The 13,286-nt window shown below is 74.1% G+C and carries 11 protein-coding genes; 7 read left to right on the forward strand and 4 right to left on the reverse strand.

Features of this window, described 5'->3' with window-relative positions:
* The first annotated feature begins 152 nt into the window (after nucleotides 1-152).
* Nucleotides 153-533: a PadR family transcriptional regulator gene (locus ACIHEJ_RS29305; protein WP_400140259.1), complete on the forward strand. Its 381-nt coding sequence runs from the start codon at nucleotides 153-155 to the stop codon at nucleotides 531-533.
* Nucleotides 530-1,531: a hypothetical protein gene (locus ACIHEJ_RS29310; protein WP_400140029.1), complete on the forward strand. Its 1,002-nt coding sequence runs from the start codon at nucleotides 530-532 to the stop codon at nucleotides 1,529-1,531. Before ACIHEJ_RS29305 ends, ACIHEJ_RS29310 begins: the two co-directional genes overlap by 4 nt.
* Nucleotides 1,532-1,650: 119 nt before the next feature.
* Here ACIHEJ_RS29310 and ACIHEJ_RS29315 read toward each other — a convergent pair whose 3' ends face one another.
* Both ACIHEJ_RS29315 and ACIHEJ_RS29320 read right to left on the reverse strand, forming a co-directional pair.
* Nucleotides 1,651-3,015, reverse strand: a complete 1,365-nt coding sequence (locus ACIHEJ_RS29315) for an FAD-dependent oxidoreductase (protein ID WP_400140031.1) — start codon at nucleotides 3,013-3,015, stop codon at nucleotides 1,651-1,653.
* A 178-nt stretch (nucleotides 3,016-3,193) separates the two neighbouring features.
* Entirely contained in the window at nucleotides 3,194-5,038 is a 1,845-nt protein-coding gene (locus tag ACIHEJ_RS29320) for an NlpC/P60 family protein (protein WP_400140033.1), read from the reverse strand.
* Nucleotides 5,039-5,407: 369 nt separating this feature from the next.
* Between ACIHEJ_RS29320 and ACIHEJ_RS29325 the strand changes: the two genes are divergently transcribed.
* Entirely contained in the window at nucleotides 5,408-7,435 is a 2,028-nt protein-coding gene (locus ACIHEJ_RS29325; protein WP_400140035.1) for a DUF1996 domain-containing protein, read from the forward strand.
* Nucleotides 7,436-8,048: 613 nt separating this feature from the next.
* Here the strand turns inward: ACIHEJ_RS29325 and ACIHEJ_RS29330 are convergent.
* Nucleotides 8,049-8,726: a lipoprotein gene (locus ACIHEJ_RS29330; protein ID WP_400140260.1), complete on the reverse strand. Its 678-nt coding sequence runs from the start codon at nucleotides 8,724-8,726 to the stop codon at nucleotides 8,049-8,051.
* A gap of 140 nt (nucleotides 8,727-8,866) precedes the next feature.
* On the opposite strand from ACIHEJ_RS29330, the gene ACIHEJ_RS29335 reads away from it, so the two are divergent.
* Nucleotides 8,867-9,268, forward strand: coding sequence for a lipase family protein (locus tag ACIHEJ_RS29335; protein ID WP_400140037.1), 402 nt, complete (start codon nucleotides 8,867-8,869; stop codon nucleotides 9,266-9,268).
* 6 nt (nucleotides 9,269-9,274) lie between these two features.
* Here ACIHEJ_RS29335 and ACIHEJ_RS29340 read toward each other — a convergent pair whose 3' ends face one another.
* Nucleotides 9,275-9,916 carry a class I SAM-dependent methyltransferase gene (locus tag ACIHEJ_RS29340; RefSeq protein ID WP_400140039.1) on the reverse strand — a complete coding sequence of 214 codons (642 nt, stop codon included), beginning with the start codon at nucleotides 9,914-9,916 and terminating at the stop codon, nucleotides 9,275-9,277.
* Between the two features lie 107 nt (nucleotides 9,917-10,023).
* Here ACIHEJ_RS29340 and ACIHEJ_RS29345 point away from each other — a divergent pair, with 107 nt between their 5' ends.
* The 3 genes from ACIHEJ_RS29345 to ACIHEJ_RS29355 all read left to right on the forward strand — a co-directional run bounded on the left by ACIHEJ_RS29345 (nucleotide 10,024) and on the right by ACIHEJ_RS29355 (nucleotide 13,180).
* Nucleotides 10,024-10,482: a flavodoxin family protein gene (locus tag ACIHEJ_RS29345; protein WP_400140041.1), complete on the forward strand. Its 459-nt coding sequence runs from the start codon at nucleotides 10,024-10,026 to the stop codon at nucleotides 10,480-10,482.
* Nucleotides 10,483-10,635: 153 nt separating this feature from the next.
* Nucleotides 10,636-12,882, forward strand: coding sequence for an acetoacetate decarboxylase family protein (locus tag ACIHEJ_RS29350; protein WP_400140043.1), 2,247 nt, complete (start codon nucleotides 10,636-10,638; stop codon nucleotides 12,880-12,882).
* A 34-nt stretch (nucleotides 12,883-12,916) separates the two neighbouring features.
* On the forward strand, nucleotides 12,917-13,180 hold the full coding sequence (locus ACIHEJ_RS29355; RefSeq protein ID WP_400140045.1) for a hypothetical protein: 264 nt from the start codon (nucleotides 12,917-12,919) through the stop codon (nucleotides 13,178-13,180).
* Nucleotides 13,181-13,286 lie beyond the last annotated feature (106 nt).

A 13,286-nucleotide genomic window follows, 5' to 3' on the forward strand; every position in this document is an offset into this window, starting at 1 on the left:
CCGGCGAACGGGGTCCGCCCGTCCATCCGCTCAGGGGCGGACCCCGTTCTCTCCGCGCCCCTCCGCGCATCCCCCGCGACCCGCCGAGGGCACCCCTGTCCCGCGATATATATCGGCACCCGATATATCATCGTGGCATGACAGCGAAGAGCATGACCCGGCCGGCGTTCTTCGTCCTCACCGCGCTCGCCGACCAGCCACGGCACGGCTACGGCATACTGCGCGAGGTCGAGGAACTCTCCGACGGCGAGGTGCAGTTGCGGGTCGGCACGCTGTACGGCGTGCTGGACCGGCTCACCGCGGACGGTCTGATCGTCCTGGACCGCGAAGAGGTCCAGCAGGGCCGGCTGCGGCGCTACTACCGGCTGACGGACGACGGCGTGGCGGCCCTCGACGCGGAGGCCGAGCGGATGGCCGCCGGAGCCGGTGCCGCCAAGCGGCGCATCGCCGAGGGCCGCCGGGCCGGAGCTTCCGATGCGCCGGCCGGTCTCGAACCCCCCACCGCACCCGGACTCGCGGGAGGCTACGCATGACCACACTGCTGGAGGCCCGCTACCGCGCCGTCCTGCGCCTGCTCCCGGCCTATTACCGGCGCGAGCGGGAGGAGGAGATGGTCGAGACGTACCTGGAGGACCTGGACCGCGACACCCAGGACCAGAGCCGGCCCACGCTCGGCGAGGTGGCGAGCATCGCGGCGCTGGCGGTGCGCAGCCGTCTCGGTGCCGCCGGGGCACCCCGCCCGTACGTCCTGCTCGGCTCGGGCGTCCGGCTCTTCGCCCTGGCCGCCGTCCTGCTGCAGGCGGCCTCCGCGGTCGTCGAGCCCGTCCTCCAGCTGACCTGGTCCTTCACCCGGGGCGGTGTGGAACGGCGGCTGTTCCTGGCACAGTTCACCGACCACGGGCTCCTCACCGGCGTGGTCACAGCGGCCCAGTTGATCCTGCCGCTCGGCTGGACGGCCGCCTACTTCGCCGTCCTGCACGACCGGCGCCGCCTGGCCCGGACCTGTGCGCTGGTGGCCGCGGTGCCCAGCCTGTGGCCGCTGCTGGGCCCGCTGACGGGCGCGCTCCTGCCCTCCATGCCGGCGTTCGCCGTCACCTTCGCGCTCCTCGCCTGGCTGCCGGCCCTCGCACTGTGCGCCGCCCACCACCGCGACGCACCTGAGGCCCGACTGCCCGCCGGCTCACCGGGGCTGGTGTTCCTGGCCACCTGTGTGCTGATGGGCGCGTCGCCGGTGCTGCTGCCGTCCGCCTCTGACCTGGTGTGGGCGCCCGCGAACTGCTTCGTGGTCGGCGCGCTCGGCTGGCTGCTGTGGAACGCCCGTCGCACGGACCGGGGCGTACCGGGCGGTGCCCTCGCCCTCGCCGGGCTCGGCCTGCTGCTCCTGGCCGTACGCGTCGCCGCCCTGTACCCGTGGCTCCGGCTGCCGGGGGCCGGCGGATACGTCGGCGGCGGCCTCGGTCAGACGGCGGCGCTCGCCCTGCTGACCGTGGTCCTGGCGGTCGCCGGGTGCAGGGAACTCGCGGCGCGCTGAACCGTACGACGGCCGCGAACCGACGAGGATCACGACGGCCTTCACCACGGCGGCGCACCACACGAGAAGGGGCCGGCGCCGCGACGCCGGCCCCGTACGGCCTCGGAGCAGAAGGGGACTTACGCGCCGCTCTCCCGCAGCATGTCCTCGCGCTCGACGAGCTTCACGCGCTCGCGGCCCTGCGGCTCGCCCAGCGCCCGTTCGGCCGCGTCCAGCTTGTACCAGCCCTCCCAGGTGGTGAAGCGGACGTTCCGCTCGGCGAGGAACGCGTCCACCGCTTCCGGAGCGGGCGAGGCGGGCGTGTGCAACCGGCCGTTGGTGTAGTCGTCCAGCAGGTGGGAGACGGTCTCGTTGGCGTCACCCTTCGTGTGGCCGATCAGGCCGATGGGGCCGCGCCGGATCCAGCCGGTGACGTAGGTGGACTGCAGGTGGCCGCCGCCCTCCTCGATCACCCGGCCGCCCTCGTCCGGGACGGTGCCGGTCTCGATGTCCCAGGGCAGCTTGGGCAGTTTCTCGGAGAGGTAACCGACCGCGCGGTAGACGGCGGTGACGTCCCAGTCCTTGAACTCGCCGGTGCCCTTGACGTTGCCGGTGCCGTCCAGCGCGGTGCGCTCGGTGCGCAGGCCGACGACCTTGCCGTCCTCGCCGAGGACCTCGGCGGGGGACTCGAAGAAGTGCAGGAACAGCTTGTGCGGGCGGTCGCCGACGTCACGGATCGCCCAGTTCTCCAGGGTCTTGGCGACCATGTCGGCCTGCTTGTTGCCGCGCCGCGTCTCGATCGAACCCGCGTCGTAGTCGATGTCCTCGGGGTCGACGATGACCTCGATGTTCGGCGAGTGGTCCAGCTCCCGCAGCTCCATCGGACTGAACTTCGCCTGCGCCGGGCCGCGGCGGCCGAACACGTGGATCTCCACGGCCTTGTTGGCCTTCAGACCGTCGTGGACGTTCGGCGGGATCTCCGTGGGCAGCAGCTCGTCCGCCGTCTTGGCGAGGATGCGGGCCACGTCGAGGGCGACGTTGCCGACGCCGAGCACGGCGACCTTCTCGGCCTCGAGGGGCCAGGTGCGCGGCACGTCCGGGTGGCCGTCGTACCAGGAGACGAAGTCGGCGGCGCCGTAGGAGCCGTCCAGGTCGATGCCGGGTATGGGGAGTTCGCGGTCGGCCGTCGCGCCCGTGGAGAAGATCACCGCGTCGTAGAAGGCGCGCAGGTCGTCCAGGCTGATGTCCGTCGGGTAGTCGACGTTGCCGAACAGGCGGATCTGCGGCTTGTCGAGCACCTGGTGCAGGGCGGTGATGATGCCCTTGATGCGCGGATGGTCCGGCGCGACGCCGTACCGGATCAGGCCGAACGGGGCGGGCATCCGCTCGAAGAGGTCGATGGAGACGCCGGGGTCGGCGGCCACCTCGGACTTGAGCAGGGCGTCGGCGGCGTAGATCCCGGCGGGGCCGGCTCCGACGATGGCTACCCGCAGGGGGCGCGGCATGATCAGGTTCCCTTCGAGTGTGAATGGGCGACTCGTTCGGGAAGCCTAAACTAAGGCAGACCTAAGTTGGTATGCGGGTCCGGCCTATGACCTCATAAGCACATCTTATGACTTCTCCAGGGTGGTCTTATGGGGGTGGGGTGACGGGGCCGACGCTCTTGCGCACTGAAGCCCGGCGTCACGCGGGACGCACGATCCGGTGGATCGCCGCCTCTCCCGCACCGTAGATCGACTCCTCGCGGATCGACGCCCCCGGGCCCGGCGCGTGCACCATCATGCCGTCGCCGACATGGAGTCCGACGTGCCGGTCGTCGTCGAAGAAGAGGACCAGATCACCGGGTTCCAGACCGGCGAGCGTGACCGGACTGCCGGCGAGCGCCTGCTGGTGCGCGCTGCGCGGCAGCGTGACCCCCGCGGACCTCCAGGCGGCCTGCGTGAGGCTGGAGCAGTCGTAGGAGTCCGGCCCGGTGGCACCCCACACGCACGGCTTCCCGACCTGCGCCCGGGCGAACGCGATGGCCTTGGCGGCCCGCTGGCTGCGGAGGGAGACGGGGGCGGGCGCGGGAGACGGGAGGAGGGCCGCGTCGATGGCGGGGGCGGTACCGAGGTGGGGGAGGGGTCCGGTGTCGGCGGTGGTGCCTAGGTGGGGGAGGGGGCCGGTGTCGGCGGTGGTGCCTAGGTGGGGGAGGGAGCCGGTGTCGGGGGTGGTGCCCACATGGGGAAGCGGGCCCGTGTCGGAGCCGGCCGCGACGGCGGCGGCCGGATACGTGTAGGGCGCCGTGTAGTCGGTCGCGGGTGTGGCGGTGGCGGCCGGGTACGGCGAGAGGGGCCCGGTGTCCGTCGCGGGCGAGACCGTGGTGGTCGGATAGGCGGATAGTGCGCCGAGGTCTGTTGCGGGTGTGGCGGTGGCGGCGGGGTATGGCGAGAGGGGCCCGGTGTCCGTCGCGGGTGTGGCTGTGGTGGTCGGATAGGCGGACAGTGCGCCGAGGTCTGTTGCGGGTGTGGCGGTGGCGGCGGGGTATGGGGAGAGGGGCCCGGTGTCCGTCGCGGGCGAGACCGTGGTGGTGGGGTAGGTAAGCAGTGGCCCGGTGTCGGTGGCAGGTGTGGTGGGGTAGGCGAACGGTGACCCGGTGTCCGTGGCAGGCGTGGTCGGGTAGGCCGAGAGTGACCCGGTGTCCGTGGCAGGCGTGGTCGGGTAGGCCGAGAGTGACCCGGTGTCGGTGGCAGGTGTGGTCGGGTAGGCCAGGAGTGACCCGGTGTCCGTCGTCGGTACCGCGGTGTTCTCGACGGCAGCGGCGGTGTGCCGGGCGAGCAGGTCCCTGGCCGCCGCCAACTTGCGGCGGTTGCTCGTCTTGGAGCCGGCCGGGGAGGGGCGACCGGGTGCGGCTGCGCCGGGCAGTGCCCTGGGCTGTCGGGCCGCGGTTCCCTGCGCGGTGGACGGGGCGAGGGCCGGGAGGACGGCCGTCTCGGCGGGACCGAGGACCGGCAAGGCCGGTTCCGGAGTGCCCGGGGCGACCGGTTCCGTCGTCCCCCGGCCGAGCGACATCGGTGCGCCGGAAGGCAGTTCGGGGGGCACGGACCGCCCGCTGTCCAGCGCCGCCGGCGCCCGCTGCGTCGGTCCGGCCGGCAGCTCGGGCAGCGCGCGCTCCGGGGCCCGCTCCAGCGCCTGGGGCGCCCGGCCCGCCAGCGCCGTGCGCAGCGCCTCCAGCTCACCGGCCGGAAGACCGCCCCCCACACGGTCGCGTGACCGCCCGGCCGGCGGAAGGCCGGGCAGCCGGTCGGCCGGGAGGGCGGCGGGAACCGTCGGGCCGAGCTTGGCGCGGGCCGCGTCGAACCACTGCCGGGTCACCTCCTCGAGCGAGGGATCCGGCCGCCCGCCGGACCGTTTGGCCAGCGGGACGCCCCGCGAGCGCGACCCCGCCGCCATGGCCCGGGTGACGTTGTAGTTCCCGGTCGCGTTCTCGGCCTGGTCGTACAGGGAGTCGATCCGCTGCCGAACCTCGTCGCGGCTCTCCGGCGCCATGGAAGACGTGCTCCTTCCTCGCCCCGAAGGGCAGTTGGGCCGTTCGTCCGGACTCCGTCGCGTGCCGGGCGGCCTCGCGTCAACCTAGCCAACGTGTGTACCTCGTGTGAAGGTTGAGGCGTGGAATGTCCGATACGTATTTGTGATGTTCGCGGTGACGTTCGAAGGGGAAGGGGTGGGGCCCGCGTGCTCCTGTGAGGTCCCGGTGAATTCGCGATTCCGTTGAACACACCGGCGCCGTCCTCCGTATGAAGCCGGGGAGCTCCATGCCCGACCGGCGCACACACCACACAGGGGACGACCTTGGCACGCAACAGGCGCAGACGCCCGACCGGCGCACGACGCGCGACCCTCGCAGCAGTCGCTCTCATGCTCGGCGGAGGCGGGCTCGTCGCGGCGAACGTCTACGCCTCGGCGACGGAGAGCTGGGGCGACGGTGCCGCCCCACACAACGGCGGACACGTCCTGTCCGCCGGCATGGCGACGATCGACTGCCCCGACGTGGGCAGCCGACTGACGGCCGTGCCGGACGGCGCCCGCGCGGACGTCGACCGTGAACTCGCCCTGCTCGACCAGCAGACAGCGGCGGCCTACCGGCAACTCCAGCAGTCGGGTTGGGCCGCCGGCCAGGACACCGGCACCGTCGACGGCGCCGTCATGGACCCGCTGAAGCAGCAACGGGCCGCGGCCATCGGGCGGATCGCCGACGCCGTCGACCGCGAGGGAGAGCGTCCCCAGGGCCTGGAGGACCTGGCCGCGTGCACCCTGCGGCCCGGCGACACCACGGGCGCCGGCGGCCAGGCCGCCGGCGCCGCCCCGACCGGTGCAGCCCCGCAGAACGGTGCGGGCCAGGGCGGCAACGGCCCCGTCGTCTCCGACTACACGGACATCACCTCCGTACAGCCGGACGCGCCCCAGCCGCCCCAGCAGGCCGACGCCTCGCGCGGCACCTTCACCTCCGACTGCGGTGTCAACGCGAACGGCCTGTTCAACTCGGACAACGTCATCGTCGCCCCCGGTGTCTCCAACGGCGCCCACCACGTCCACGACTACGTCGGCAACCAGAGCAACACGGCCTTCGCCAGTGACGACGACCTCGCGCGGGCCGGCACGAGCTGCGCGGACCAGGGGGACAAGTCCTCGTACTACTGGCCGGTGCTGCGCCTGCAGAACGGCAAGCAGGAGCGGGACGCGGGTGCGCCCGGCGGTGGTACGGAGGGCAACGCGGGCCAGATCGTCACGGCCAAGCAGGTCACGCTGACGTTCGTGGGCAACCCGCGCGGCAAGGTCACCGCGATGCCCCGCCTGCTGCGCATCATCACCGGCGACGCCAAGGCCTTCGTCAACGGGCCCGGCAACGCCAACGCCTCCTGGAGCTGCACCGGTCACGAGGACCGGCAGCTCAAGGACAAGTACCCGCTGTGTCCGCCGGGCAGCGACGTCGTACGTACCTTCCGGTTCCAGAACTGCTGGGACGGCCGGAACATCGACAGCGCCAACCACCGCACCCACGTGGCCTTCGCCGCCGCCGACGGATCCTGCCCGGCGGGCTTCGTCGCCATCCCGCAGCTGGTGCAGCGCGTCGTCTACGACGTCGCCGCGCCGAGCATCGAGGACGGCGGCCGCACGGTCCCGCTGTTCGCGGTGGACTCCTTCCCCGAGCAACTGCACAAGCCGGTCACCGACCACAGCGACTTCATCAACGTCTTCGACGAGGACCTGATGCGCGAGATGGTCGACTGCATCAACTCCGGCCGCACCTGCGGCTCCGGGGCAGACGGTTCCGGCGGTACGGGAACCGGTACGAGCGCGGCGCCCACGGAGAGTTCCGGCTCCGGCGCGACGGCAGCCCCGGGCGACGGTACGACGGCGCAGCCCGGGGCGAGCGCCACCTCCGCACCGGTACCGTCCGCCTCCGAGTCCGCCGCGCTGCCGAGGACCGACGCGACCGTCTCCCCGAGCCGCGGCACGCACCACGGCACCGAGCCCACCGCATCGCGACGGCCCACCGGATCGCGCCCGCCGGCCGAACCACGGCAGTCCCGCACGGCCGGGTCCGGCGGCAGTGGGAGCGGCGGCGAGGGCGGCGGCGACAGCACCGGCAGGAACGGTGGCGACAGCGACCACGGGACAGCCCGAGCCACCGAGGACACCTCGGCCGGGTCCACATCCGCCCCTGCCTCCAGGCCCGCCTCCACCCCCACCGCCACCTCGTCCGCCCCGGTCAAGGCCACCGCCGGCGGATTCACCCCGCCCGCGGCCGCCGCGGCCCAGCCGCAGGCGCCCCAGGGCGGACTAGCGGAGACGGGGGCCCACCTGTGGCCCGCCGCCGTCGGCACGCTGCTCGCCCTGTCAGGCCTGGTCATGCTGCTCCGGGCGAGGCGCCTGCGCCACTGACCGACCCTCACCCTCACGGCGGCCCACCCCCCGGGGGGTGCGGCCGCCGTCTCTTGCCCGCGCAGGGTTCACACCTCTTGTCGGAGCGCTACCTGATGCCGGCACGTCCGCATGCCCACCTCCGGACCACGCCCCGCCACCCCCGTGATCCGCCTCTGTCGCCCGGCCGACCGTGACGTGGTGGCCGAGGTGTGTCCGCACCGCGCACGAGGGCGGCGACTCCCGGGCCCTGTGTCCCGGCCGGCGCCTGATGCCGTCCCCCTTCGCCGAGCCGTGCTGCCACTTCGATCCGGACCTGGCCTTCGTCCTGGACGCCGGCACCGGCCGGACCGTCGGCTGCACCGTCGGCACGGCGGACACCGAACGCTTTGTGCGGGACTTCCGGCGGACCTGGATCCCGCGGCTGGCCGATCGCTACCCGCAGCCGGTCCTGGCGCCCCGCACGCCCACCGAGGAGATTGTCCGCCTTCTGCGCCACCGGGCAAGCATGCTCGTACCGGAACTCGCCGGCCACCCCGCCCATCCGCACATCGACCTGCTGCCGCCTCGGCGGGGCGGCGGAAGCCGGCCCGCTCACCTGTCCGGGCCGGGCGACCGCGCGGGACCGAGCGGCTCAGACGATCTTCAGCGTCTGCTGGGCGAGGTCGTAGGCCGGCCGCATCGCCTCGTGCTCCTCGGTGTCCATGCCGCCGAGGTGCACGACGACCGGGCCGTCGGGCGTGCCGACCGCGAACGCGCTCTCCCTCTTCGTCTCCTCCAGGAGCTTGCTGGTGTAGAGGTACTCCACCGCCACGCCGGTCAGGCCGCCACCGGTCGTGAAGGAGTGGTACTTCGCCTTGCTGACGTTGTCCTCGGCGGCGACGAACGCGCGCAGCACGCTGCCGGCGTCGCCGTTCCCGGGCTTGCCGGTCCACACGCGCAGGAAGCCGATGTTGCCGGCCGGCTTGGCGTCGATCTCGCAGGCTGCGGTGACCGGCCCCTGGCGGAGGAAGGCGTCGGCGAGCGCACCGCTCAGGTCGCCGTCGGAGCCCTTCGACGCCTGGGACAGCTCTGCCTCGGCGTCGACGGCCTTGGCCTTCCAGTGCCGGGCGACGGCGAAGCTGACGGGCAGTTCGCAGGCCGAGCCGTGTCTGCCGACGGTGCCCCCGGCCGCCGCCGTCCTGACCGTATTCGACGCGCTCGGACGGCCTTTGGCCTCCGTCCCGGCCGGTTCGGCACACCCGCTCAGTGCCGTCACCAGCAGTGCCGCCCCTGCCGCCATGCCCAGCGCAGTGCTCCGCACGTTCCCCATCCCCGCCTCGACCTGCATCTTCTTCTCCCCTGGTCCGGCCGGACACTGTAGCCGAGGGTGCGGACAACGGCGGAGCGAACAACAGGTGCGGGCTAAACGCGGCGGGCAGGGCGGCGCCGGCCGACCTGTCCACGATGTGCGTGGGCGACGCCATGCTCGCCTCCAACTCCGCGCACAGCACGGCCTGGACGACCGACGGCTCCTCCCTCGTCGACGTCATCAGGGCCGAACCCGCGCTCCAGGACTTCCTCGACCGCCAGCGCAGCGGCACGGGGAAGCCCGCGAGCCCGGTGCGCATGGCGACCGGGGTCAACGACGACCTCGTACCGCACGTACAGGCCCGGCGGCTGGCCGTCGACTGGTGCGCCGAGGGCGCCGACGTCACGTACGCGCCGGTCGTCGTACCGCGGCTGGACCGGGCGCTGCTCGACCACCTCGCGCCGCTGCTCACCGACCAGGGCGCCGCCGTCCACCGGCCGACCGACCGGCTCGCCGGCCGTCCGGCCCGCTCCACCTGCGCGTCGCTGCCTCTGGAACCCTGACCGGGGTCAGCCCGCGTCGCGCCGGCAGTGCAGGAAGAGGTGCGGCTCGGGTACGGCGTCGGGGTGGGCCGGTGTGAACACGGCCCGCTGCTCGTCCAGCACCGTCAGGCCCGCCCCGGACGCCAACGCGGTGAACGCCTCGGCGGCGAAGCTCGTCACCCGTACCGGCTGTCCCATGAAGACCCCTTGGACGTCCTCCACGTCCAGCGGCACGGTGGCCAGCACGACGAACCCGCCGGGCCGCACCGCCCGCGCCAGCTTCGCCACGACGGCGGCCTGCTCGGCGCGGGTCATCTGCAGCAGCGAGAAGTACGCGCACGCCGCGTCGAAGGAGTCGTCGTCGAGCGGCAGTTCGCGGATGTCGGCGAGCCGGAAGCGGGCCCCGGGCACCTGCCGGGCGGCCAGGTCGACCATCACCGGGGAGACGTCGACGCCCAGCACCCGGTGCCCGGCCTCGGCGAGCGTCTGCGCGGTGGGCCGTCCCGTCCCGCTGCCCACGTCCAGCACCCGGCTGCCCGGCGCCAGTCCTTCCAGCAGGCGTCCGAGCGAGGCGCGGTGCGGCTCCGACGCCGCGAACGCCTTCTCGTACTCCAGTCCCAGCGCGTCGAACGCGACAGCGGCAGGCGCCCGGTGATCACCCTCGGCCACGACGGCTCCTCTCGTCCTCCGTGCGGCGTCCTACCCCTTCGCGCCGGCCGCGACCCCCCGGGGCGGGCCGTTTGCCGGCAGCGGCCCGCACAGGGCAGGGTGCGGGCGTGCCTACCTTGCTGATCGTCCACCACACCCCGTCACCCAACTGCCAGAGTCTGTTCGAAGCCGTGGTCTCCGGTGCGACGGCCCCGGAGATCGAGGGCGTCCGGGTGGTCCGGCGGGCGGCCCTGTCCGCCACCGCCTCCGACGTCCTGGAAGCCGACGGCTACCTGCTCGGCACCCCGGCGAACCTGGGCTACATGTCCGGCGCGCTGAAGCATTTCTTCGACCAGATCTACTACCCCTGTCTCGATCAGACCCGGGGCCGCCCCTTCGGCTACTACGTCCACGGCGGCAACGACGTCACCGGCGCCGTCCGCGCCGTCGAGGCCGTCACCACCGGCCTCGGCTGGCGTCGTGTCGCCGCGGCCGTGACCGTCACCGGCGAGCCCGGCAAGGCCGACACGGAAGCCTGCTGGGAACTGGGGGCCACGGTGGCGGCGGGCCTCTCGGCCGACGGCTGAGCGGCGCGCGGGAGTCGCCGGACCGGATCACTCCGATGGCCGAGCGGCCGCATGCGGACGGCATATGCCCATACGGCCCCCGGTCCGCCGGGCGCCACGGCACCCGGGTCCGTCCTCCCCCTGGATCCCCGGCGGGACGAAGGTGCGGGCGCGGTGGCCCTGGCCGACGATGGGACGGGGTCGCGTCCCGTCGGGGCGGCCGTACCCCGTCGTATGTCGTACGTCGTCGAGCCGAGGGAGCGCCGGATGCGCACGGACGGCACCGCACACGGACAGCCGGCGCCGGACGGCCAGGACGCGAGGGACGTGCTGCGCCGGTCCGCGTGGGACGTGCTGGACGTCGCCGAGGGCATCCGCGCGGTGTCCGCGCGCACCGGCGCCGTCCTGTGCGCACCGGCCCTCACCGCCTCCGCGCGCCGACACCGCCGGACCGGACTCGCCGCCCGGTGGGCGCTGCTGCGGGCCCTGACGCACCGGCGGGGCCTCGGCGGCTCGGCGCGCCCGGTGTCCCTGGGCATGGGGCACCTCTTCGGCGCGGCCGGGCAGGCGCTGGGCCGGGAGAGCCTGGCCGCGCTGGCCTCCGTCACCGCCCTGCGCCTCAGGGTCGCCGCCGTCCTCGTCGACCACCCCGAGCTGGTCCGCGATCCGGGCATGCGCCGGCTGACGGCGGCGGTCGCCACCGACCGCGACACGGACGCGGTACGCGCCCTGCGCGCCCTCTTCCGCGACCAGGGGGCCCGGCGTGCCCTCTCCGGGCTCGCCCCCCTGATGACCGAACTCCACGACCTGCGGGCCCTGTTGGGCGAGCCGAAGAAGGGCGGGTCCGGCCGGGCAGCGGCGGCCGGTCCCGAGCCGTCCGTCGTGCCGTCGCCCGCCACCGACGCCTCCCCCCGCGCGGGCGAGGGCGCCGCAGAGGCCGTCGACCTCACCGAGCAGGAGAGACAGGTCGTCGCGACGGAAGGGTCCCTCCTCGGCTACCTGCGCAACATCGAGGTGCTCTCCGCCGACGGACGGATCCTCGTGCAGAACGTGCGCGGCCCCGACGGCGTCGTCCGCTATGTCGTCCAGGTCCCCGGCAGGACGCCCGGCCGCCCCCACGACGACTCCCCGCAGGACTTCGCCGGCACCTGGCGCACGCTGACCCCGGCCGGCTCGCCGTACACCCGCTCCCTGCTGCCGGCCCTGCGGGACTACGGCATCCCGCAGGGCGCCGAGCTCGCGCTCATCGGGCACGGCGAGGGCGGGACCGCGCTGCTGGACCTCGCACGGGACGAGGAGTTCTGCCGCACCTACCGGGTCACGCACGTCGTCGCCGTCGGCTCCCCGGTCGGCGACGAGAAGCCCGCCGACCCGCGCACCTGGGTCGCCGGCGTCAGCAACCAGCACGACATCCTGGCCGTCCCCGACGGCCACGGCACCGGACTCCCGCCGGCCCCGCTCCCGCACCGGTACGAGGTCGTCTACCCGGGCCCCACCCGCGAGTTCCCGCAGGCCCACCTGCTCCGCTCGTACATCGAGCACCTGCGCACGGTCGTCCCCGAGGCCCGCGAGATCGTCGACGAGGCGCTCACCCCCTACCGCGGCCCCATCGTGCGCACCCAGGCCTACCGGCTCCGGAACCGCGCCCACCCGCCCGAGGGCCACCCCTTCCTCACTCTGCCCACCAACTCCCTGCCCACCACGGCCGGCCCGGTCGACGTGCCGGTGCGCTACCACGACTCCTCCGCCGCCCATCTGTGCTACGCCGTGGACGCCGTCGCGGCCCGCGGACTGCTGCCGGACGTCCCCTGGACGACCCCGAGCCGGCTGGGCCGGCGGGCGCTGGCGGTGCTGTCGCTGTACGAGCACCGCTGCTCCACCATCGGCCCGTACACCGAGGTCGCCCTGTCCGTCGCGGTGCACGACCTGTGGCGGCCCCACCGCCACGACATCGCCGTCGACCTGCTGCGCCGCGCCGACCTGCGCCGCACCGGCCGGTACGTCGTCGCGCTCGCCGTCTCCAGCGACGAGGCCCGCGTGGTGGCCCAGGAGATCTGGGGCCAGCCCGCGATGCGGATGACCGCCGAGACCGACCTGACGGGCCGGAGGATCGCCGTGCGCTCACCGGACCTCGGGCTCACCGTCGAGGGCCGCCTCGGGCCGGGCGTCCGCGGCCCCGAGACGGACTGGGTCCTCTACGGCCGCCGGGGCGAGAGCACCGTACGCACCCTGGTCCGCGCCCACGGCAGACCGCGACTGCACCCGGGCACCGGAGTCCGGCTGCGGCTGGACACCGCGGCGGCCGAACCCCTCGCCGGGGCACTGCGCCGGCTCGGCATCCAGACGGCCCGGCCCCTGTTCGTGCTGACCTGCCCCTCCTTCATGGCCCACCGCAGCGCGGGCGCCCCCCTGCCGCGCTGAAGTCCCGCACGAGCCCAGCCCCTTGGGAGCCGCCATGGTCACCGAGTCCCTCCGCGCCACCCTCGCCCCGGCCGACCAACTCCTCACGCACGTGGAGTCGTTGCGCGCCGACGCCGACCTCATGGACGGCTACGCCCGGCGGCTCCTCGCCACCGCGGCCGGCCTGGGCGGCTGCCCCGCCGCCCCCGACGGCAGTCGCCCCGCCCTCGAACGGCAGGCCACCGCCTGCACCGCGGCGGCGCGCCACCTGCGCACCGCCGCCGAGACACTGCTGGCCCACGCCCGCGCCGGAGACTGACGCCGTTCCGTCCGCGGGAGCCCGCCTCGGCGCACCCGTTCCGCAGCCGCCGTCCTCGGCTCCACGGCACGGGTGCGCCCGTCGAGCCCGGCACGGCCGGGCCGCC

The sequence above is a fragment of the Streptomyces sp. NPDC052301 genome, from assembly GCF_044593395.1.
Taxonomy (GTDB): domain Bacteria; phylum Actinomycetota; class Actinomycetes; order Streptomycetales; family Streptomycetaceae; genus Streptomyces.